This is a genomic window from Pontiella agarivorans (genome assembly GCF_034531395.1).
Classification (GTDB): domain Bacteria; phylum Verrucomicrobiota; class Kiritimatiellia; order Kiritimatiellales; family Pontiellaceae; genus Pontiella; species Pontiella agarivorans.
In genome coordinates, this window is record NZ_JARVCO010000007.1 from 346095 (window position 1) to 367671 (window position 21577).

The following is a 21577-nucleotide window of genomic DNA, read 5'->3' on the forward strand; positions in this document are numbered from 1 at the left end:
TATCGTTCTGCAGTCCCTTCCCCCGCGCCCCCATCCCTACCGTTGGCAAAGTGATCCGCTTAGAAAGAGGGTCAGTCAGCAGGTGTCGGTCCTATTATTTCAGTGTTTCTGCAGTCATACCTGGGCTCGTCACCGCCGAAATCATCCGGTTGCACCACATTTCCGAAGCCATTCAATACCGCATCCTCGATCGTCAGCTTTGGGTTTGATAACGAAATAACAGGACTGAGATCTGTTCCTTTGTAAACCACGGAATACACGAAATACACGGAAGGGAAAGACGGGCGTTCATGGGGTAGGGCTGGTTCGCCGAACCCGCCGCCCCGTTCGTCGGGGAGCCCTGGCCGCCTGAGCCCGCACGGTTGTTTGAGGGAATCCTTTCCACTCGTGCCTGAATTATAAAACGACCTGCGTTCAGACTGGGTTGGTTTAGTTCGATCTATAACGAAAGTTGGAAAAATGCAAAGATTGGATTGGGGGATTTTTTGTCTTTACTCAAAGGGGCTTAATGGTGGTTCGCTTGTATCCTCTATATTTCCCATTCCTGCGGGAGCTTAATAATTTCTTGCTTCGCAAAAGCATTGTGCCCCCTAGGATAATAAGGACGGTTGAGGATGGTTCGGGAATCACAGCCACAAAAGCTTCTGCATTCCCATTATGTGTACCATAACCAATAATAGTTTTTCCGTCATCAGAGACCCCGTGGGCTCCCAAATCAGTCCATCCACTCATATCGATCTCGTTCTCTTCGAGAATTGCAATAAGAGATTGCATACCATTTTCTTCATTCCACACAAAAGGAACATAACCATCGGGTGTTAAGCATTGTCCAACCACAGTAGCCCCATCACCAGAGACTCCATAGGCATGAGAGATAAAAGAGCCGCCAGCCACATACCCTAAAGCCTCCATCCCGCCAGATTCAGTCCAGCGAAAAGGTTGCCATCCTCTGTCTGAGGCACTCATGCCCACAATGACTGAACCATCATCAGAAACTGCATAAGCACGACTAATTCCATTACCCCCTAAACTCCCCAGACTTACCATGCCCTCGGATTCCGTCCATCTAAATGCCTCATGACCATGTTCTGCGGTACCATAGCCAACCAGCGTCAGACCGTCGCCGGATACCCCTTCAGCATGGCTCTCGAAGCCTCCTCCATCTAAATCACCAAGAGTCAACATTCCTTCAGTTTCTGTCCATCTGAATGCTTCTATTCCATTACCAGACCGGCCATGTCCGGCAACAGTTTGAAGGTTGTCAGAAATTCCCTTGGCAGTGCTTCCATATTCGCCCCCGGTCACATCGCCTAGACCCTGCATGCCTGTCGGTTCACTCCAACGAAATGCTTCGGCACCGAAATCATTTACTCCATATCCAACAACAGCAGTACCATCTGAAGATATCCCGTAGGCAGAGCTATTAAAGCTTCCGCCAGACAAATCACCGAGGCCAATCATTCCTCCAGTGCGGGTCCAAATAAACGCCTCATTTCCCCCTGCTGAACTGCTGGTTCCAATTACAGTAGATCCATCACCAGAGACTCCATAAGCACGGCTTTGAAATATGCCTCCATCTAGATCGCCCAATCCTGTAAAGCTTATTTCTGATTTACAAACGTGCGTCATAGCAACGAGGTTTAATGAGATTAGAATTGTGAGATGAGTTTTCATGATCATATTTTTTTCAGCGAACGTTATGGGTGAGCCGCGATTGCCTGACTCAACGGGCGTTTTCACCGTAGGCTCCACCTGTGGTTGAAATTAACTTTTATTCAGGTGTTGTTTCTTGATCTCCAAAACCGAAATTGTCACTCCAAAAAGAAGATGAAGCCATTTCCTGCATTACAGCAGAATTGTAATTTAATTCTTTGTCTCCGAACGACAAGTTGCCATCCGATATTGAAACTGGGCTGATGAGTTTCATTGTGTCCGTTTGTTCATCGTCGGTTGAGAAGTCTATTTGTAAAAATAATGAATGATCCGAATATGCAAACTCACCAAACGATACGATATTCACATCGGAAACAATTTGATTGATAAATCTTCCGTCAGAAAAAAATGACCATCTTTCTGTTCCTGGGTTTGGAAAATCACCAAATTCGTAAACCCCAAACATACTTGAATTATCACTGTTGCTTCCTAAGGCAGTAACTCGGTAATAACGTTTGGATGAGTTTTTTGTGCTATTAAACGCTGAGATATTTGTTGTGTCGCAAATAATCGGATCTCCAAGATTAAACCAAAGATCTTCTGTTAAATTTGTGCAATACTGAACTTGGTAGACATATCCAGTGTTGGCTCCCCAAGAAAGCTCTACTGATTGATTTATTGACAGATTGTCTGACGAAAATGCCCAAAGAGGCAGCATAAGAAAAATCTGGTGTAGTTTCTGTTTCATCTTTTTATCTATTCCAACGTTAAGGTTGACCTGCCGTGCACATAAACTTTGATCGAATCAACGGGCGTTGTCCAAGTAGGATCCATGAGCTGGTTCGACCATTTTTTATTCTATGGGTATTTCATTCCCAAATGAATCTTCCAATTTCTGTAACGACATCTCTTTATCGAAAATCATTGTGAATGTGCCATCAAAGGTTTGAGAGAATCGACCACCTGAATATCCAGTTGTTGAGAGGTGATAATCTCGCAATCTGGAAAGTGTGCTGAAATGAAAAATGATCTGCTCATCTGTTTCTTCAATTTCATAAATGTAGTAGTTCGTTGGGATATATTTAGCAATTTGGGGAGAAGCGTGTTTTATCAATGATTCTTGTGCTTCAGTGAATTGTGGAATTGGATAACTGAACTCAATTTTGGAGTTAACAACAAAGACATCCTTCATAATCAACCATTGAAAAATATTGGCTACCACCGATACCACAAGAAGTGCTGTTAATATTTTATATTTGAGAGTCATATTTAATTAGTCGAACAGTGTATTATATCGACTCGTTAGTTTTAGTGCGTATCTCTACCCTTTATATCCCACTGTCGGCCCGCGCGTCTATGCAATCTTTTCTTTTGTATATAAGAATGACTGATTAGGAGATTATGCGTCGAATGGCTTGCGCGACGGTGGAAAAGGTAAAGGTGTCGGTCCTGAATGGCACTAAGAGAGAGCAGGTGTCAGTCCTGAATGGCACTTCCTTAAGCATAACTGCCACCCATTCATGGAGCAGGCGAGCCGCCTGCGGTACGACTGCTGTATCGCCCGCATCTTACGATGCTCCGAAGCCGCCGGAATGGCGGCGGCACAAGTTGTATCGCAGGCGGCTCGCCTGCTACGTGCCGTCGAAAGGGTAAGTCCCGTAATCTAGTAAAAAGGGGGCGGTCCGCTGGTATAAAAATCCATCAAAAAAATGCCTGAGAAATTAGAATCGGCATTTTTCAGGTCTGAATTTTTCCGATGTTTGGAACTTCCGTCGTCTTGTTTTCCAGGGATTGGAAAAACCTCCTGTTCCTCCGCGCTCTCCAGCGCAGCGGGTGGTGAAATATCGTTCTGCAGTCCCTTCCCCCGCGCCCCCATCCCTACCGTTGGCAAAGTGATCCGCTTAGAAAGAGGGTCAGTCGGATCACAGTTCCTCGCTGAATATTTTCTCCGTAATCTTCCAAAATTTTCCCTGCTTACGAGCGATCACAAAAGAAGGCATACGGAGTTGGGATTGGATTTGCAGGACATCGCTCACCGAGCTGATATTGAGCTTTAATTCTGGCCTTCTCAGGTGCGATCTCAAAAAGTTGATCGAAAATTTCTTAAGGCTCGTTGGATTGTTGAGGTAGTGCATTTCAGTGAGGGCATTTGCGTCGTAATCGTAATACTTTACCTGAAGGTAAGGATTCCCGTTTTTATCAACGCGCTCAAGCATCTCAAATGAATCCGGAGCGAGCACATGGGCGCCTTTCGAAAGTTTGGCCTGTTTGAGTTTGTCGTCCGGATCGATCAGCACACTGCCGCAGCGGCAGCAATCACGAGCGGTGATGTCATTTTGAGCGGAACATTGGGGGCAGATCTTAAAACGGAAAAGATAGCCGCACGGCGTAAACTCGAAGGTCTGTGGATGGGTCTTCCCCCCGCGGCACTTCCGGCCGAAGTGTTCCAGCAGCGTTCCGTCATCGTCGACGATCCCCCAGAAGTCATTCACAAAGCCGCATTCGGGGCAGGGCACTTTGACCGGGACCGATTCGGATGCCGGCTTTTTATCGCCAATCTCCGGGCTGAAAATGCTATGTCCCATCCCGGTGTAATCCAACACCAGACAATCCTTTTTATCGGGTTCCAAACGCAAACCGCGGCCGATGATCTGCTGATACAGGCTAATCGAATCCGTTGGGCGCAGGATCGCGATCACATCGACATGCGCTGCGTCGAACCCGGTCGTTAACACGGATACGTTCACTAAATAGGTAAACGCTTTCTGCTTAAAATCATGAACGATCTGATCGCGCTCGCTCAGCTCGGTGGTGCCCAGGACCAGCCGGGCCTGCCCCTCCGGAAGATGTTCCATGATCTCCTTCGCATGTTTTACGGTGGAGCTGAAAATCATCACCCCCTGCCGCTGGTCGCTCTCCGTAATATCAATGATGTTTTTGATGATCAGGGGCGTGAGCCGCCGTTGCCGGTTCAGCACGTTCTCCAGTTGAGCCATCGTGTACGATTGGCCGTTTTCGGTCAGCTCGGAGAAGTCGTACGATGTGACCGGAATATCGACCTTTACAGGGGGCGTCAGGTATTTATTCCGGATCATATACTTCAGGGGCAGATCGAAGATGCAGTGCTTAAAGAAGCGACGCTGCTGCGTCTTAACCTCCCCGCGCAGCGCGTAATTATAGATCCAGCCGAGTCCTAAGCGATACGGGGTCGCCGTCAGGCCCAGGATACAAATGTGCTTATTGTTCCGTTTGAGCTGTTGGATGACTTTTCCGTATTGACTGTCCGGTTCCAGGCCGACGCGGTGACATTCGTCGATCACGAGTAACGTGAAATTACTGAAAAAGGCATCATCGGCCTTCGCGACCGACTGAATGCTGCCGAAGATAACCTTCTGCGTGCTATCCTTCTGATTCAATCCCGCCGAATAGATCCCGGCCTGCAGGCCATAGCTTTCATATTTTAAATGGTTTTGCTCTACCAGCTCTTTGACATGCGCGAGCACCAAGACGCGGCCTTTGGCTATTTTAGCCAATTCCGCAATCACCAGACTTTTGCCGGCCCCCGTGGGCAAAACGATCACCGCAGGGCTTCGTCGCTTTCTGAAGTAAGCGAGGGTGCGATCAACGGATTCCTGTTGGTATGGTCTGAGTTTATACATAGCGCGCACAAGCTATTTGAAGCGCGCCGCACATGGCTACTCAATTCGCACGCGAGTCTTGTTGGGCCTAAAAAGGGCGAAATCCGGATGGGAAATTTTTGAACCACTGAATACACGAAATACGCGGAAGGGAAAGACGCGGTTCATGGGGTAGGGCGGGTTCGCCGAACCCGCCGCTCGGTGGATAAGGCTTTTTCACGGCGGGGGACCCAGAGGAACACGGAGGAGGGATTCTGTGTTCTCCGAGTCCTCCAGCGGAGCGGATGGTAAAAATATACCGGGAGGTTTTAGCAAGTGGTGTCAGTTCTGAATGGCGCTAAGTTAAGTGTAAGTTTTCCTCTTTACAGGGCAGGCCGGCGGCCTGCGATACAAACCAGTACCGCATCCTCGATCGGCAGCTTTGGGTTCGATATGGAATAAAGCTCACCCGGCGGTTGAGCTGAAATAGTGCTCGATTTCCTCCTCGGCCCGGTCGCCGAAGAGGATGTTTGCGGTTTCGGCGAGGGCGGGGTGGCAGCGGAGTGCGGCGCGGTGCTCGGTAAGAGCAAGGTGGGTACGGCGGCGCAGGAAGTCTTCAAGGTGAACCACCATTTCCTGTTCGGCCATGAGATGCAGTTCGGCCCGGGTGATGCCGGCCAGCAGTTTTTCGAGCATCTTCGGATCGCGTTTAATTTTTTCCAATACCTGGAACCCGGTTTTTCCATGGCGCCGCCAGATGCGGTCGAGCTGATTGCCGGTGAGCCCGAGTTTTTTTCCGTCGGTTTCAAATTTACGATGTTTTTCGGCGGAGGGCTCGCCGTACCATTTTTCCAGGGATTGGAATCCGGTGAGTCCGAAGGAGGTGATGAGTTCGGCGGCTTCGTTGCCGATGTTGATGCAGTCGGTCAGTTTTCCGCCGTAGATGCTGAACATATTTTTATCCGGCTGGACATCAATTTCATGTTTGCGGGAGAGAGACGTCCATTCGCCCTCGGTTACAGCATCCTCTTTATGCACCACAAGCGGTCGGACACCGCAGCGTCTGGCGATGACGTTTTCCTGAGTGAGCGGCTGTTTGAGCTGCAGCAGGCGGTTGGCATTATCGAGCAGAAATTGAACATCGTCGTCGGTGGAATCAGCGTTCTCGGTATCGGTTCGGGTATCGGTGGTACCGATGCAGGTGCGGTTGCCCATGGGAATCATGAAAAAGAGCCGGCCGTCGGAGGCGAAGAAGGTGAGGACATGCCGGGTCCGGGCGATGCGGGGAACGATGATGTGAACGCCTTTTGAAAAGATGTGGCGGAAATCGCTGATTATGTTCAGCATTGTATTGATGCGGTCGACGTAGGGGCCGGCCGCATTGATCAGGGTCCGGCTTTTAATGCGGAACGTGTCGCCGGAAACGCGGTCGCGCACTTTGCATTCCCAGAGGCCGTTTTTCCACTGTCCGGAAATCAGCTCTGCATAGTTGATGGCATTTCCGCCTTTCCGCAGCACGCGGCGGATAAAACTGAAGGTGAAGCGGGCGTCGTTTTCCACGAAATAGGCATCGGAGTATTCAATGCCGCCGGCGAGTGATTCGGTGTTGACCATGGGGGCTTCTTTCCGAATGGCGGAGACGGAGAGCAGGCGTGGGGCTTTGGTGCGGCAGCCGCCCATGAACCAGTAGAGCAGGGTGCCGCAATAGATCAGAAAACGCGGTTTTCGGAAGCCTTTCTGCATGCTGGTGAAAAAGCGGATTTCGCGGACCTGGCCGGGATAGGAATCCATGAGGTGGTTGCGACTGGAGCAGAGTTTCTGAACAAGGCTGAATTCATAATTTTCAAGATATTTGATACCGCCCCAGGCGAGGTTGGAACTTTCCTGCGAGGTGCAGGAGGCGAAGTCGCCTTTGTCGATGACTGTAACTTTCAGGCCCTTCGCGGCGAGGGCAGCGGCGGAGACGGCACCGTTGATGCCGCCGCCGATCACGAGGCTGTCCTGCGTGTCGTTGCGTGCGCGGTCGAGACAGGTTGTACGGAGAGGGTTCATGGTTTTGGAGATGGAAGGGTTGAAAGGTTTAAGGGACAGGGGGGAACTCTTTCTTTATTGAACGCTGAAACTGTTTAACGGTCATCGAGATGCACGTTCACGTTGCGGAGTTTGAGAATATCGTAGGCATAGATTTCGCGGACAAAAACGATGAGGCAGGCGAGGATGGGTACGGCGAGGACGAGACCGAGGGCGCCGAGTGCCATGGTGATGAGGAGCTGGAAGATCATGAGGTAGCCGGCGGGAATATTGAGCTGCGCTTTGACGACCTGCGGCGTGATGATGTTGCTTTCGGTAAACTGGATGGCGAGATAGACCGGAATGTAGAGCAGCAGTTTTGCGGGGTCGGAATAGGCCAGGGTGAAAATAGTGATCGGAAGGATCGGCAGTACGGCGCCGATGTTTGGGATAAAGGTGGCGAAGCCGGCGAAGAGGGCAACGACCATGGCGTTGGGCATGCGCAGGATCAGGCCGAGGATGATATAGACCAGTAAGACGATCACGGTGACGGAGAAGAGCTGGGCGTTGAGCCATTTGGTGAGGGTGGTGCCCAGAATGCGGATAATGTCTTTGGCGCGGGGATGCTGTCGGGCGGGAATGAGGTAGAGCAGGGCTTTGATGTAACTCTGCGGTTCGAGCAGAAAGAATACGGCGATAAACAGCACAAGGCCGAGATTGACGAGAATCCCGGCAACGATCCCGATGCCGCCGAGCAGATCCGGCGCAATCGCCATGCCTGATTTTACGAGCCAGTTGAACATTTCGTGAATGGAGTCGGCATCGATCGGTGCATGGGTATCGGCTGCGGGAATTTCCGGAAGGAAGGTCTGTACGGCCGGGGTGTTGGTCCAGAAATTTTCATACGCTGTTTTGGCACTTTCGGCGGCGGCGGGAAGATCCTGCACAATGTCGGCGACGCCTTTTCCAAGGGTTGGAATAATCCAGAGCGACAGCAGGGTGATGGCGGTGAAGCTGAACGCGACCGAAAGCGTCAGCGCCAGGCCGCGTTTTATCCCTTTTTTCTGCAGGAGCTGCATCGGCTGGGCCATGGCGATGGCAATGACAACGGAGGCGAAGGCCAGAACGAGAATATTGCGGGTGGACCACAGTGTAAAAAGCAGAACCGCCAGCAACAGCGTAACCGTAACCCGTTTGATATACTCTCCCGTTCCCATTCTTCTCCCTTTCGTCAACCGGTGTGAATGGTTGAACTTTAATGGATAACCGGCTTCCCGACAATTTCTCCGGGAACTTTTCTGAAACCTTTGCAACGATGAATCCGGCGAGCGGCGTATCCATGCTGTCTGTACTGTTGCGGAATTCGGGATGCTGCTGAGTCTTGAATAGATTTCCGGCCGGGCGGCAGCCCGGCCGGATGCTGGGATTACAGGGTGTTTCGGATGGCCTGTGCGGCATTCACCATATTTTTCAGCGCCTGCCGGGTTTCGGTCCATCCCCGGGTTTTCAGTCCGCAGTCGGGATTGATCCAAAGCTGTTCTTTGGGAATAACCTTCAGGGCCTTTTGGATCAGCCCGCAGATTTCTGCCACGGTCGGCACCCGCGGGGAATGGATGTCCCAGACGCCGGGGCCGATGTCGTTCGGATAGTCAAACTGCTCAAAAGCCTGCAGCAGCTCCATATCGCTTCGACTGGCTTCAATGCTGATGACATCGGCGTCCATTTCCGCAATCGCATGCAGGATGGCGTTGAATTCGCTGTAGCACATGTGGGTGTGAATCTGCGTTTTGTCGCTTACGCCGGAGGTGGCCAGACGGAAACTTTCAATGGCCCAGTTCAGATAGTCGGCCTGTTCGTCTTTCCGGATAGGAAGTCCTTCGCGGAGGGCGGCTTCATCAATCTGAATGATGCCGATGCCGGCTTTTTCCAGGTCCTGCACTTCGTCGCGGATGGCCAGCGCAATTTGACGGCAGACCGTTTTTCGGGGCAGATCATCGCGGACAAAGCTCCAGCACAGAATGGTCACCGGTCCGGTGAGCATGCCTTTCATGGGTTTGTCGGTCTGGCTCTGAGCATAGGTGATCCAGTCTACGGTCATGGGACCGGACCGCGAAATGTCGCCGTAGATGATGGGCGGTTTAACGCAACGGCTGCCGTAGCTTTGCACCCAGCCGTATTGTGAAAAGCAGAAGCCGTTGAGCTGCTGGCCGAAATATTCCACCATGTCGTTCCGCTCCGGTTCACCATGAACCAGCACATCGAGTCCAGCCTGTTCCTGCTCCTGTATAACGGAATGAATTTCCTGCTGCATGGCGCGGGTATAGGTTTTTTCATCGCACAGCCCCTCGCGGAAGGCTTTCCGGATTTTACGGATTTCCCGGGTCTGGGGGAAAGAACCGATCGTTGTGGTTGGAAGCGGCGGGAGGTTCAGCTGCTGTTGCTGGCATTTTTTGCGCTCGGCAAAGGGCCGGTTTCGCCGGCACATTCCGGCATCCGCCTGTTCCGTACGGTTCCGCACGGCCGGGTCCACAGCCAGCAGACTTGTTCTCCGGTTTTTAATGGAGGCGACATTTTCAGCCAGCCGCTGTTCCTCATGGAAGCCCTGTGCGATTTGGGCAATGGTTTTCACTTCGGTACATTTTTCCACGGCGAACGCCATCCAGTCTTTCAGTTCCGGGGGCAGGGCGTTTTCCGCTTCGAGCGATACCGGGGCGTGGAGCAACGAGCAGGAAGTGCCGATCCAGAGCTGGTCTGTTTCTCTTTTCTGTTTGGCTTTTTCGACGGTTTTCAGCAGCGTGGAAAAATCCGATTTCCAGATATTCCGGCCGTCAATCAGGCCGAGAGAAAGCATTTTATGACGCGGCCATTTTTCGAGTACTGCGTCCAGTTGTTCCGGTGCGCGTACCAGATCAATATGGAGGATATCCACCGGCAGCCGTGCGGTTAGTTCGAGGTTTTCTTTCAATCCGCCGAAATAGGTGCCGAGGAGCAGCCTGCTGTGTTTCGCCCGGTCTCGCAGTTGCGCATAAACCTGTTCCGCCCGGTCCCGGATTTCGTCCGGAAGATCGGTGCAGAAAATCGGTTCATCCAGTTGAATACAATCGGCGTGCTCGGAGAGTTCTTCCAGCAGCTCGCCGTAAACTTCAACGATGGACTCCAGAACATCCCATTTGTTGACGCCCTTCTGCGCTTTAGCCAGCGCCAGATAGGTCAGTGGCCCAACCATGGTCGGTTTGGGGTTGAAACCGGCCTGCAGTGCGTCCGTTGTTTCTTGCAGCAGGATGTCAGACGAATAATGAAACGTCATGTCCGGTTCAATTTCAGGGACGATATAATGATAATTGGTATCAAACCATTTGGTCATCTCCATGGCCGCAATGCCGGCTTCGGCATTGCCGCGGGCCATATCGAAATAGGTGTTCAGCGTGAATTTTCCGGAGCTTCGAAACCGAGCGGGTACGGCACCGAGGACGACGCTCATGTCCAGCACGTGGTCATAAAGCGAAAAATCGCCGACGCTGACATAATCCAGACCGGCCTTTTTCTGCAGGGTCCAGTTCCGGAGCCTGATGGCTGCGGCCTGCTGCTGCAGTTCGGTTTCTGTGCAGGTTTTCCGCCAGTAGGCTTCGAGGGCGAATTTGAGTTCTCTTTGGCTTCCAATTCGCGGAAAGCCGAGGATATGACTTTTCATGTTTTCTCCTGTTGATGTTCCGGAAGGGTTCATTCCCGTCCGGGTTGGTCGAACAATGGTCGTCTTCTGGCTTCCGGCTTCTCTCCGACTCCCTTCCGGGCGATGCCCGTGGATGTGTGTCGGTGATCCGGTTACAGCGGCGCGTCCGCGACGGATTTTCACCGTCTTCCGTTACCAATATTCGTATATCCGGATAAACAGATATAATGAATGGCTGTAAATTTCAACCGTGAACATGCTGTTATTATTTGGACGGTGGCCCAGGTTTTTCACACCGGGAAGGTCGGAAAATACAAAAACCTAATTAAGTATTGATAGACGCATTTGCGTACAATATCTTGTGTTACTCAAGTAGATTTTGGGCATATGTGGTATTTATAAATACATAATTGTGATTTTAAAAAGTTCATTTTCCGGGAGTTGAACCGGATAAGTCAGTCATTATCAGGAAGTTTTAAAAGGCGGTCGGCATGAGCGGAGATTTGTTGGTTATTAAGCGGAGCGGTGAAAAAGCGCCGCTTGATCTGGAGAAGATACACAAAGTAATTACGTGGGCGGCGGAAGGGCTGGACAACGTGTCGGTTTCGCAGGTGGAGCTTAAATCGCAGATCCACATGTTTGATGGAATCAAAACCGAGGACATCCACGAAACGATCATTAAAGCGGCGGCGGATCTGATCTCGGAAGAGACGCCGGATTATCAGTATCTGGCGGCGCGTCTGGCGGTGTTCCATCTGCGCAAAAAAGCGTATGGCCGTTTCACCCCGCCGGCGTTGTTTGAGCATGTTTCAAAAATGGTGAAGGCCGGGCGGTACGACCCGCACCTGCTGAAGGATTATTCGAAGCAGGAGCTCGATGCCATGGATAAGTTTATCGACCATGACCGCGATCTGACCTTCAGCTATGCCGCTGTAAAACAGCTGGAAGGAAAATATCTCGTGCAGGACCGGGTGACCGGCCGGATTTATGAAAGTGCGCAGTTTCTTTATGTGCTCGTGGCCGCCTGCCTGTTTGCGCATTATCCGAAAGAAACGCGTCTGGATTACATCAAGCGTTTTTACGATGCCGTTTCCACCTTTAAGATTTCGCTGCCGACCCCGATCATGGCGGGCATCCGCACACCGACGCGCCAGTTTTCGTCCTGCGTGCTGATTGAATGCGGCGACAGCCTGGATTCGGTGAATGCCACCTCCAGCGCCATCATTAAATATGTCAGCCAGCGTGCGGGCATCGGGATCAACGCCGGTCGTATCCGTGCGCTGGGCAGCCCGATCCGGAACGGCGAAGCGTTTCATACCGGCTGTATTCCGTTTTTCAAACATTTCCAGACGGCGGTGAAAAGCTGTTCGCAGGGCGGGGTGCGCGGCGGGGCCGCGACGCTCTATTATCCGCTCTGGCATCTGGAAGTTGAAGATCTGCTGGTGCTTAAAAATAATCGCGGGGTGGAGGAAAACCGGGTGCGTCACCTCGACTACGGCGTGCAGTTCAACAAGCTGATGTATCAGCGCATGCTGAAGGATGAGCACATCACCCTGTTCAGTCCCGGGGATGCGCCCGGTCTTTATGATGCCTTTTTCCAGGATCAGGAAGAGTTTGAGCGGCTCTATCTCAAATACGAAGCCGATGAATCCATTCGCAGGAAAACGGTACGGGCGCTCGAATTATTCACCGTTTTTGCGCAGGAACGTGCGAGCACCGGCCGCATCTACCTGCAGAATGTCGACCACTGCAATACGCACAGCCCGTTCGATCCCGCCGTGGCGCCGGTGCGGCAGAGCAACCTGTGTCTGGAAATTGCGCTGCCGACCAAACCGCTGAACGATGTGAACGATGAAGAGGGCGAAATTGCGCTCTGCACGCTTTCGGCCATCAACCTCGGGGCGCTGGAATCGCTGGATGATCTGGAGGAGCTTTCGGATCTGGCGGTGCGGGCGCTCGACAACCTGCTCGATTATCAGGGCTATCCGCTGCCGGCCGCTCAAAAGGCCTCCCTGGGCCGCCGCACGCTGGGTGTCGGCGTGATCAACTATGCGTACTATCTCGCGAAAAACGGGGTGCGTTATTCCGACGGCTCGGCGAAGGGGCTGACGCACCGGACGTTTGAGGCACTGCAGTATTATCTGCTTAAGGCATCGAACGGACTGGCGAAAGAGTTCGGGCCGTGTCCCCTGTTTGGAGAAACCACCTATGCAAAAGGGATTCTTCCGACGGATACGTATAAGAAAAATCTGGATGATATCTGCGATGAACCGCTGCATTTGGATTGGGAGGCGCTGCGGAAGGATATGGTGGAGCACGGGCTGCGCAACTCCACCCTGACGGCGCTGATGCCGTCGGAAACCTCTTCGCAGATTTCGAATGCAACCAACGGAATTGAGCCGCCGCGCGGATTGATCAGCGTGAAGTCCAGCAAAGACGGAGTGCTCAAGCAGGTGGTGCCGGAATTCGAAAAACTGAAGGGTCAGTATGAACTGCTGTGGGATATCCCGGATAATAACGGCTATCTGGAGCTGGTGGCCATTATGCAGAAGTTTGTCGATCAGACGATTTCGGCGAACACCAATTATGATCCGTCCCGATACCCGGACGGAAAGGTGCCGGTGAAACAGATTCTCAAAGATATGCTCAAGGCTTATTCGCTGGGGATCAAAACCCTGTACTACCACAACACGCGTGACGGCGCGGCCGACCGGCAGGGTGAAATTCAGGATAACGACTGCGTTGGCGGCGCCTGCAAAATTTAAGAGGAGAATACGATGGCTTTTTCAACCTTCAGACAGGATCAGAATAACGCACTCGAAGAACCGATGTTTCTCGGCAACAGCGTGAATGTTTCGCGCTTCGACCAGCAGCGGCATCCCATCTTTGAAAGCATCATCGAAAAACAGCTCTCCTTTTTCTGGCGCCCGGAAGAGGTGGATATTTCCAAAGACCGCGCCGATTGGCAGTCGCTGACCGCTTCGGAGCGGCACATTTTTATCTCCAACCTGAAATACCAGACGCTGCTCGATTCCGTGGCGGCGCGTTCGGTCAATGTCTGCCTGCTTCCGCTGGTTTCGCTGCCGGAGCTCGAGACGTGGGTGGAAACCTGGGCGTTTGCCGAGACGATTCATTCGCGTTCCTACACCCATATTCTGCGCAATCTTTTTTCCGACCCGAGCGAGGTGTTTGATGACATTGTCGTGAATGAAAATATTGTGAACCGCGCGAAAGATATTACGCGCCATTTTGATGACATCATTCTGATGTCGCACATCTATCATTCGCAGGGCGAGGGATCGGTGGAGATTGACGGACACACGGTACAGGTTACCAAACATGAGCTGAAGAAACGCCTCTACATGGCGATCTGCGCGATCAATTCGCTGGAGGCGATCCGCTTCTATGTATCTTTTGCCTGCTCGTTTGCTTTTTCCGAACGCGAGCTGCTGGAAGGCAACGCCAAAATCATCAAACTGATTGCCCGCGATGAAGCGCTGCACCTGACCGGCACACAGCATATTCTGAATCTCTGGGCCGACGGCCGTGATGATCCGGAAATGGCGGACATTGCCGCTGAGCTGCATGACGAGGGGCGCGGACTGTTTCTTGATGTGGTGGAGCAGGAAAAAGCGTGGGCGGATTATCTGTTCAAAGACGGGTCGATGATCGGCATGAATGCCGATATCCTGAAACAGTATGTCGAATACATCAGCAACCAGCGCATGCTGGCCATCGGCTATGACGCCCCGTTTGATATTAAAACCAATCCACTGCCGTGGATGAATGCCTATCTGGTCAGTGATAATGTGCAGGTTGCGCCGCAGGAAGCGGAAATCTCCTCCTATCTGGTCGGGCAGGTTGATTCGTCGGTTGACAGTTCAGATTTCGACGGTTTTGAACTCTAATCATGCCGCACCGGATTCATGTTGATGAGCAGCTGAAGCCTTTTCCCTATGAAGAGGCGGATGAGTTGAATGTGCTCGACTGCCTGGAGAAAAAAGGGATCGAAATGCACAGCCACTGCCGTGCGGGCATCTGCGGAACCTGCCGCGTGAAGCTGCTGCGCGGCGTGGTGAAATATCCGGCCGGCCCGCCGCTGGCCTATGTCCGCGAAGGCGAGATCCTGCCGTGCTGCTGCGAGCCGGTTACCGATATTGAAATCAGGACCTACTGACGGCGAATGCGTATGGAACGGGACCATGTTTCCGTGGTTTCCTGGACGACGAGGACATCGTCCCTCCAGCTTGATCCGGTTTGGGTTTTCTGTAGACTGCGTTCCAATTACTGGAAATGAGGAAAAGATGAACGTTTTACTGGTTGGAGATATTGTCGGGAAACCCGGGCGGAATGCCTTTACGCAGGTCGCCGCGCAGCTCCGAAACGAAGGCCGCGTGGATTTTATTATCGCGAACGGTGAAAATGCCGCGTCGGGCCGCGGGCCGACCCCCGAGATTGCCCATGCGATTCTGAACGCCGGGGCCGATGTGATGATTCTGGGCGACCATGCATGGGACAGCCGGGAAATGGTGGCGGGCATTGATTTGGAGGAGCGGATTATCCGTCCCGCCAATTTCCCGAAAGGGGCGCCGGGCAAAGGATGGGTCCGCGTGGATACCCCGGAAGGGCCGCTGGTTGTGATGCAGCTGGTCTGCCGCGTCTTCATGCAGCCGAGCTACGACTGCCCGTTTCAGATGGCGGACCGTATGCTGAACGGTCCGCTCAGCTCGGATAAAGTGATTTTTGTCGATTTCCACGGGGAGGCGTCGTCGGAGCGTATGGCGATGGGCCGTTTTCTGGACGGGCGCGTTTCGTCCGTTACCGGAACCCACACGCATTGCCAGACCTCGGATAACCGGATTTTTCCGAACGGTACGGCCTATATGACCGATCTCGGCATGACCGGTCCGCAGGATTCCGTGCTCGGCCGCGAGGTGGAACCCGTCATTAAAAAGTTCCTTACCGGTGTGCCGCAGAAATTCGATGTGGCCAAAGGCGACCCGACGCTCGAAGGCGCAATCGTCGATGTTGATATGAAAACCGGCAAAGCGAAGAGCATCGAACGGATTCGCATTACCATTTAACGATGGCTGAAAAGCGCCAAATCTATTCCGTGTCCGACATCAACCGCAAAGCGCGGATGGTGCTGGAGTCGGCCATGGGCGAGCTGTGGGTCGAGGGCGAGCTTTCGCGCGTGACAATCCATTCCAGCGGGCACTGGTATTTTACGCTGAAGGATGCGGGCGCGGCGGTTTCGTGCGCCATGTTTGCGCGGGATAATGCGGGCGTTGCATTCCGTCCGAAAGACGGCATGCAGGTGCAGATGCTGGCGCGGCCGAGTCTGTACGAAGCGAGCGGGCGGTATCAGCTGATTGCTTCGGAAATGGAGGAGGCCGGAAAGGGCAACCTTCAGGAGCAGTTTGAAAAGCTGAAAGCCAAACTCGATGCCGAGGGGCTGTTTTCCAGAGATCGGAAAAAACCGCTGCCGCTGCTGCCGAAAAAAATCGGCGTCGTTACGTCGCCCACCGGGGCGGCGATCCGCGACATCATCAATGTGCTGACGCGCCGGTTTCCGAATATTGAAATATTGCTGGCTCCGGTGACGGTTCAGGGGCCGGCGGCTGCGAAGAGCATTGCCAATGCGATCAACTATTTGAATAAGCGGAATGTAAAGCAGCCGATTGATGTGCTGATTGTCGGGCGCGGGGGCGGGTCGATTGAGGATCTCTGGGCGTTCAACGAGGAAGTGGTGGCGCGGGCGATTGCGGAGTCGGAAATTCCGGTGATTTCGGCGGTGGGGCACGAGATTGATTTTACGATTGCGGATTTTACGGCGGATGTGCGGGCGCCGACCCCTTCGGCGGCGGCGGAGCTGGCCGTGCGGGAAAAGGGGGATCTGGAGGATGAGGTTTCACTCTATCAGCGTCGGTTGAATGAGAGCCTGGTGCGGATGCAGAGGGATTTCCAGCTGCGGCTGAACCGGGCGGCGCATTCGTATGTGTTCCGGGAGCCGGCGGTGCTGGTGAAGCAGTATCGACAGAAAATTTTATCGCTGGAAATGCGGATGGGGGATCTGCTGAAGCTGGAATCGCAAACAATTTTCCAGCGGCTGGAACGTTCGTCTACGCGTATGGAGTATCTGCTGGAGTCGGGCGTGCTGCAGGCGCATCAGCGGGTGGACGAGCTGAGCCTGCTGATGCGGCATGAAATGGAGCGCAAGGCGGAGCGGAGCAGACAGCGGTTCCAATCGCTGGAAAGCCAGTTGCGCATGCTGAATCCGATGGCGGTGCTGGGGCGGGGATACAGCTTGACGCGCCGACCGGACGGGTCGGTGGTGCGCTCGGCGGAAGATGTGAAAAAAGGGGATGCCCTGATTACGGCGCTGGCGGATGGAAAAGTGGTTTCCAAGGTGACGGAAAAAGAGTAAGGAACGCGTTCGGAGATAAATTATGGCGGAAAAGAAAAGCGTAGATTTTGAGCAATCGCTGGAGCGGCTGGAGGAACTGGTTGACCAGATGGAAAGCGGCGAGCTGAGTCTGGAGGCGATGATTAAACATTTTGAAGAGGGCTCGAAGCTGGTTGAGGTCTGTACTCAAAAGCTGAATGAGGTTGAACAGAAGATTGAAAAACTTGTGAAAAAGGATGGCGAACTGCAAGAGGTGCCGTTTGAGGTGGAAGGGTAGATGGATCGTCGACGAATTATTCTGATCGTTTTTTGTATCCTGATGGTGACAGGGGCCCTGATTTCGGCGCTGAATCGCCAGCGGGCTTCCGAGGAGCCGGCACATCGCCGGACGGATATTCCGACTTCGCATTTTACTCCTCGTCAGCGTCCGGTTTCGGCGCATAATCCGGCGAGGGCGTACAGCGACGCTATTGCTAATGCCATTGATAAGGTGATGCCTTCGGTGGTGGTGATTCGTACGCAGAATCTGACCCTGAAACGGGAGCGGGTTGCTCTGGATCCTTTTGGAATTTACCAGGGGTATAGAAATATTGAAGAGCACAACAAAGGAGAGGGCTCGGGCGTTATTATCGACGAGGTGGGTCATGTGCTGACCAGCTGGCATGTCATTGAAAATGCCGTGGGCGGTGAGGTGGTTCTGAACGATGGAACCCGCATGAGTGCTGTGGTGGTCGGACATGATGTGGCTACTGATCTGGCGGTGCTGAAAATCAAAGATGCCGGAAGCGACTGTCCGGCGGTGGAATTCGGCGATTCGGATCGCGTGCGTGTAGGTGAAGTGGCTATTGCCATCGGCTCGCCGTTCAGCCTGCAACGGACGGCAACGGTCGGCTATGTGAGTTCCAAGGGCCGGAAAGTGGATATTCTGCCTTATGAGGATTTTATTCAGACGGATGCCGCGATTAATGAAGGGAACAGTGGCGGTCCGCTGGTGGATGTGGACGGCCGCATGATCGGCATCAATACGGCGAAGAAAACCGACGATCAGCAAAAGGGCGTTGGCATTGCTTTTGCGGTTCCTTCGAATCTGGCAATGGTGGTGGCGAAATCGATTATTGAAACCGGGAAACATGAATGGCCGTGGATCGGAGTGACCTTTAAAAATAAAGATCAGGTTTACCGTGATGAAATGTATGGCGGAACCGGGGCCTATATTGATCAGGTCTGGAATGATACGCCGGCTTCACGGGCAGAACTGGTGCCCGGAACGTCGGTATTGGCGGTGGATGGCCGGAAAGTGGAAAGCGTTGAGGATATTGAACGGATCATTTTCAGCAAATCGGTAGGGGATACGGTGCGTTTTACGCTGGAATATGAAGAAGGGCAGTTCGATGTTGAACTGCCCCTCGAGAAGTTTCCAGGTTCACTGTTTAACTAATCTTCGCGCAGTCCGCGTACTACGGCCTGATCAAACCCCAGCGGTTCCAGGAATTCGGTCATCAGCCATTCCGGCGGTGTATTGCCGAGTTCGGCTTTCATGCAGAATTCGGTATAGGCATTCCACGCGTCCCGATGGGCGAGCAGCGGGGGCAGTGCGCTGCGAGCACTGGTGCCCTCCGTGATGGCCGCCGATATCCATTGCTGGGCCTCGGCATTGCGGACATATTTTTCGAGTTGCTTCATGCTCATTTGATCAGGACGGATGCCGGCCAGTTTCCGCACCATGGCCTGTTGGGGAGCGGTCAGTTCCGCCGGATAGCTGAAGTGGCGATACGCCTGCGCGGCCTGCCCGAACCCGTTTTCTTCAAAGAACGAGATTCGTTTATTTGTCCGTTCCGCAGGATCGCTCCAGGCTTTGCCGAGATAGATCACCTCGGTGAGCCCGGAGGAGAATCCGGCCATCCAGCCCAGCTTCCCGTTTTCAACATCCTGTGGAAGCGTGAACACACTGTGCCCAATCATAATGCGGTGCCGGTCATCGTCGGACTCAAGCACTTCAATGAAGATTTTGGTGCGGGCATCCAGATAATCTTTCGCTGCCCGTCGCGGATAGAGCTGGTTGCCGAAAACCGGCCACGCGAGCGCCAGCGTTCGGAGCGCAAGATCGTTGTCCGGTTCGGCAATATAGTCGTTTTCCGCACCACTCTCGATCAGGATCTCTTTGTGGGAAAACTTCGGCAGCAGCAGCGAGGTGGGCTGTCCGTTCACGAGAAACGAACCCGGCTCAATTCCGGCTGCCAGCTGAAGAAAGTTATAGGCCCCTAGATCGGCCTGTCCAAGGAATGACTGCCCCTCCTTCGCGGAAACGGTCTGACCGTCTTTGACGACGGTTGTCGCGAGAGCGGAAGAAGGACTGAAGAGGTGCACCATGACGAACGGCTTATTGCCATACAGCGCACGCTCCATGGAAAGGCGGGGCGATTCGGTTTGGGAATAATCGGCCTGCTCTGCCTGAAGGTAGAGCCATGGACGGGTTGCGCCGCCGCTGAAGTGATTCGGCTCGATGTAGACATTGAGCTGTTCCACGACGTTGAGCGCAAGCACTACCACGAGGGTGATCAGCACGATGACCGTGCAGAGCACCATGTCCGAGAAGGACTCGTAGATGCCCTCGCTGTCGGAGGGCGTTTCGTGACGGACGGACGCACGCATTATGCCACCTTCTGGTTTTCGTCTTCAGCGGTGTTGTTGGCTGCTGAAACTTTGGTGCTCAGGAACTGCTGGATGGAATCCGCCGCTATGGAAAGATGGCCGGCAATCTGTGTGGCTTCCGCATCCAGCTTGGCTTTATTCATCGTCACCAGTTCTCCGGTGACCTCACAAACGGCGGCGTGCAGTTTGCCGACCGCATCATTTAATTCCAGTGCTGTTCCGTCTACCGAAAGTTTAAAGTCTGCGAGAGAGCCGGAAACGGTATCGCCGGCCTGCTGAACGGATGCACTGAGCCCATTGAAAGAGGTATCCACGTTAACGCCGGAATCCGCCAGAGTGGTATTCAGGGTACCGAAGGATTCTTCCAGCGCTTCGCCGGAACGTACAATGGCGTCGTTTACGGTTCCGATGGATTCGCGCACACCGTTTCCGGCTTCGGAAATCATCGTGTTGTATCCGGCGAGTGACTCTTCGATTGTCGTGCCGAAAGTGCCCATTTGTTCTGTCATGCCGGTGACCGCTTCTCTGGTGGCGGTCATCGCGTGATCTCCGACTTCAACAATAGAACTGCGGAAGGCCGCCATGGTGTCTTGAATGGATTCTGAGATGCGGCCGGTCAGGGCATTGATTTCGAACTGCATGCTTTCGAAGCTGGCAATCAGCTTGGTGACCTGCTGATTCATGGCTTCTTCATTGCTTTCCAGTTTAACCACGAGGTTTGCATCGGCATATTCAGCGGCTTCGGAACAGAGTTCAGATAGTGAATTCAGTTGGGAAACGGCTACAGCCCGCAGAATCAGGCCGGCGAGCGCCCCGAAGAATGTTGTGTAGAACGCGGTGCCCATACCGGCAAAAGTCAGGCGCATGGCATCCATCATGCCGTTCTTGGACAGGCCGATGTTTTCGACCATCGAACCCAGACCTGAGATCGACATAATCAGACCAACCACGGTGCCGAGCAGCCCCATCGAAATGACCAGCGCAGCCATAATGGATACGGAGCGCACGCGCGAATTGTGTTTGGAATGATAGGTGTCTATTACCGTGTGAATGTTAACGGTTTCCTTTTTTTCCTTGTAGTCAGCCAGGCGCTGGAAAACCGATGTGATATCGTTCCGGTCTGCTGACTGCGGCAATGTATTGGTTTTGCAGATGTGGGCCAGAACGCCCCATTCGTCATGCAGTTTCTTTGCGGAAAGGAACGAAACAACCAGGCCTGCAAGAAACAGGGCGGTAATCACATAACTCATTCCGGTTTTATCCGCGGCGAATCCGGCCAGCAGGTGGCTACGGGTCACGGTGCCCATCACGAGCGACAGGCCGACGGCCCATACGCTCCATGATACCAATGGTGTCATCTTTGTTTTCATGTCAACAAGTGCTCCCTTTACGGTTTTTATTTGAGTTTTTGGGTATTGCAATGCAACAAATTGAAGCATTTCATGTGCCATTGATTGTCAGAACTTTGTTTATATTTCAAAGAGTATAGGCTTTACGGGGGGGCCTGTTGCCACGGAAAAGGTCTGATCCGCATATTGCGGGGCTTTCCAACGATTGGAAATTCGGTAG

General features: G+C 53.1%; 16 protein-coding genes and 1 riboswitch. Of the genes, 7 read left to right on the forward strand and 9 right to left on the reverse strand.

Annotation, left to right across the window (positions count from 1 at the left end):
• Positions 1–495: 495 nt before the first annotated feature.
• From P9H32_RS06435 to metE, 7 genes are all read right to left on the reverse strand, one after another.
• On the reverse strand, positions 496–1680 hold the full coding sequence (locus tag P9H32_RS06435; protein WP_322608063.1) for a PEP-CTERM sorting domain-containing protein: 1185 nt from the start codon (positions 1678–1680) through the stop codon (positions 496–498).
• Between the two features lie 91 nt (positions 1681–1771).
• Positions 1772–2401, reverse strand: coding sequence for a hypothetical protein (locus P9H32_RS06440; RefSeq protein ID WP_322608064.1), 630 nt, complete (start codon positions 2399–2401; stop codon positions 1772–1774).
• 105 nt (positions 2402–2506) lie between these two features.
• Positions 2507–2920, reverse strand: coding sequence for a hypothetical protein (locus tag P9H32_RS06445; protein WP_322608065.1), 414 nt, complete (start codon positions 2918–2920; stop codon positions 2507–2509).
• Between the two features lie 655 nt (positions 2921–3575).
• Positions 3576–5312 carry a DNA repair helicase RadD gene (gene radD, locus P9H32_RS06450; protein ID WP_322608066.1) on the reverse strand — a complete coding sequence of 579 codons (1737 nt, stop codon included), beginning with the start codon at positions 5310–5312 and terminating at the stop codon, positions 3576–3578.
• A gap of 423 nt (positions 5313–5735) precedes the next feature.
• A complete protein-coding gene (locus tag P9H32_RS06455) occupies positions 5736–7322 on the reverse strand; it encodes a glycerol-3-phosphate dehydrogenase/oxidase (RefSeq protein WP_322608067.1) in 1587 nt (528 codons plus the stop codon).
• A 74-nt stretch (positions 7323–7396) separates the two neighbouring features.
• Positions 7397–8497 carry an AI-2E family transporter gene (locus tag P9H32_RS06460; protein WP_322608068.1) on the reverse strand — a complete coding sequence of 367 codons (1101 nt, stop codon included), beginning with the start codon at positions 8495–8497 and terminating at the stop codon, positions 7397–7399.
• A 209-nt stretch (positions 8498–8706) separates the two neighbouring features.
• Complete coding sequence (gene metE, locus P9H32_RS06465) at positions 8707–10971, reverse strand: 5-methyltetrahydropteroyltriglutamate--homocysteine S-methyltransferase (RefSeq protein WP_322608069.1); 2265 nt, start codon at positions 10969–10971, stop codon at positions 8707–8709.
• Positions 10972–11011: 40 nt separating this feature from the next.
• Positions 11012–11165: riboswitch (cobalamin riboswitch) on the reverse strand.
• Between the two features lie 276 nt (positions 11166–11441).
• On the opposite strand from metE, the gene nrdA reads away from it, so the two are divergent.
• The 7 genes from nrdA to P9H32_RS06500 all read left to right on the forward strand — a co-directional run bounded on the left by nrdA (position 11442) and on the right by P9H32_RS06500 (position 18794).
• Complete coding sequence (gene nrdA, locus P9H32_RS06470; protein WP_322608070.1) at positions 11442–13715, forward strand: class 1a ribonucleoside-diphosphate reductase subunit alpha; 2274 nt, start codon at positions 11442–11444, stop codon at positions 13713–13715.
• 12 nt (positions 13716–13727) lie between these two features.
• Entirely contained in the window at positions 13728–14858 is a 1131-nt protein-coding gene (nrdB, locus tag P9H32_RS06475) for a class Ia ribonucleoside-diphosphate reductase subunit beta (protein ID WP_322608071.1), read from the forward strand.
• 2 nt (positions 14859–14860) lie between these two features.
• Positions 14861–15127, forward strand: coding sequence for a class I ribonucleotide reductase maintenance protein YfaE (gene yfaE / locus P9H32_RS06480; protein ID WP_322608072.1), 267 nt, complete (start codon positions 14861–14863; stop codon positions 15125–15127).
• A gap of 127 nt (positions 15128–15254) precedes the next feature.
• Entirely contained in the window at positions 15255–16034 is a 780-nt protein-coding gene (locus tag P9H32_RS06485; RefSeq protein WP_322608073.1) for a TIGR00282 family metallophosphoesterase, read from the forward strand.
• A gap of 2 nt (positions 16035–16036) precedes the next feature.
• Positions 16037–17377, forward strand: coding sequence for an exodeoxyribonuclease VII large subunit (xseA, locus tag P9H32_RS06490; RefSeq protein ID WP_322608074.1), 1341 nt, complete (start codon positions 16037–16039; stop codon positions 17375–17377).
• A gap of 22 nt (positions 17378–17399) precedes the next feature.
• Positions 17400–17633 (forward strand): exodeoxyribonuclease VII small subunit, encoded by a 234-nt coding sequence (locus tag P9H32_RS06495; protein ID WP_322608075.1) that lies wholly within the window; start codon positions 17400–17402, stop codon positions 17631–17633.
• Positions 17634–18794, forward strand: a complete 1161-nt coding sequence (locus P9H32_RS06500; protein ID WP_322608076.1) for a S1C family serine protease — start codon at positions 17634–17636, stop codon at positions 18792–18794.
• Here the strand turns inward: P9H32_RS06500 and P9H32_RS06505 are convergent.
• The gene (locus P9H32_RS06505; protein WP_322608077.1) at positions 18791–20008 is read right to left on the reverse strand and encodes a hypothetical protein; all 1218 of its coding nucleotides are present in this window, start codon (positions 20006–20008) and stop codon (positions 18791–18793) included. The two genes, P9H32_RS06500 and P9H32_RS06505, sit on opposite strands and share 4 nt — an antisense overlap.
• Positions 20008–21378, reverse strand: coding sequence for a MotA/TolQ/ExbB proton channel family protein (locus P9H32_RS06510; RefSeq protein ID WP_322608078.1), 1371 nt, complete (start codon positions 21376–21378; stop codon positions 20008–20010). The genes P9H32_RS06505 and P9H32_RS06510 overlap by 1 nt, the downstream gene beginning before the upstream one ends.
• Between the last annotated feature and the right edge of the window lie 199 nt (positions 21379–21577).

Bases quoted from the DNA above. Each gene is read 5' to 3' on its own strand.
- P9H32_RS06505 (WP_322608077.1), bottom strand. From the start codon at position 20,008: ATGCGTGCGTCCGTCCGTCACGAAACGCCCTCCGACAGCGAGGGCATC.
- P9H32_RS06495 (WP_322608075.1), top strand. From the start codon at position 17,400: ATGGCGGAAAAGAAAAGCGTAGATTTTGAGCAATCGCTGGAGCGGCTG.
- radD (WP_322608066.1), bottom strand. From the start codon at position 5,312: ATGTATAAACTCAGACCATACCAACAGGAATCCGTTGATCGCACCCTC.
- P9H32_RS06460 (WP_322608068.1), bottom strand. From the start codon at position 8,497: ATGGGAACGGGAGAGTATATCAAACGGGTTACGGTTACGCTGTTGCTG.
- P9H32_RS06455 (WP_322608067.1), bottom strand. From the start codon at position 7,322: ATGAACCCTCTCCGTACAACCTGTCTCGACCGCGCACGCAACGACACG.
- P9H32_RS06500 (WP_322608076.1), top strand. From the start codon at position 17,634: ATGGATCGTCGACGAATTATTCTGATCGTTTTTTGTATCCTGATGGTG.
- P9H32_RS06485 (WP_322608073.1), top strand. From the start codon at position 15,255: ATGAACGTTTTACTGGTTGGAGATATTGTCGGGAAACCCGGGCGGAAT.
- P9H32_RS06445 (WP_322608065.1), bottom strand. From the start codon at position 2,920: ATGACTCTCAAATATAAAATATTAACAGCACTTCTTGTGGTATCGGTG.
- metE (WP_322608069.1), bottom strand. From the start codon at position 10,971: ATGAAAAGTCATATCCTCGGCTTTCCGCGAATTGGAAGCCAAAGAGAA.
- nrdB (WP_322608071.1), top strand. From the start codon at position 13,728: ATGGCTTTTTCAACCTTCAGACAGGATCAGAATAACGCACTCGAAGAA.
- P9H32_RS06435 (WP_322608063.1), bottom strand. From the start codon at position 1,680: ATGATCATGAAAACTCATCTCACAATTCTAATCTCATTAAACCTCGTT.
- P9H32_RS06440 (WP_322608064.1), bottom strand. From the start codon at position 2,401: ATGAAACAGAAACTACACCAGATTTTTCTTATGCTGCCTCTTTGGGCA.
- xseA (WP_322608074.1), top strand. From the start codon at position 16,037: ATGGCTGAAAAGCGCCAAATCTATTCCGTGTCCGACATCAACCGCAAA.
- nrdA (WP_322608070.1), top strand. From the start codon at position 11,442: ATGAGCGGAGATTTGTTGGTTATTAAGCGGAGCGGTGAAAAAGCGCCG.
- yfaE (WP_322608072.1), top strand. From the start codon at position 14,861: ATGCCGCACCGGATTCATGTTGATGAGCAGCTGAAGCCTTTTCCCTAT.
- P9H32_RS06510 (WP_322608078.1), bottom strand. From the start codon at position 21,378: ATGAAAACAAAGATGACACCATTGGTATCATGGAGCGTATGGGCCGTC.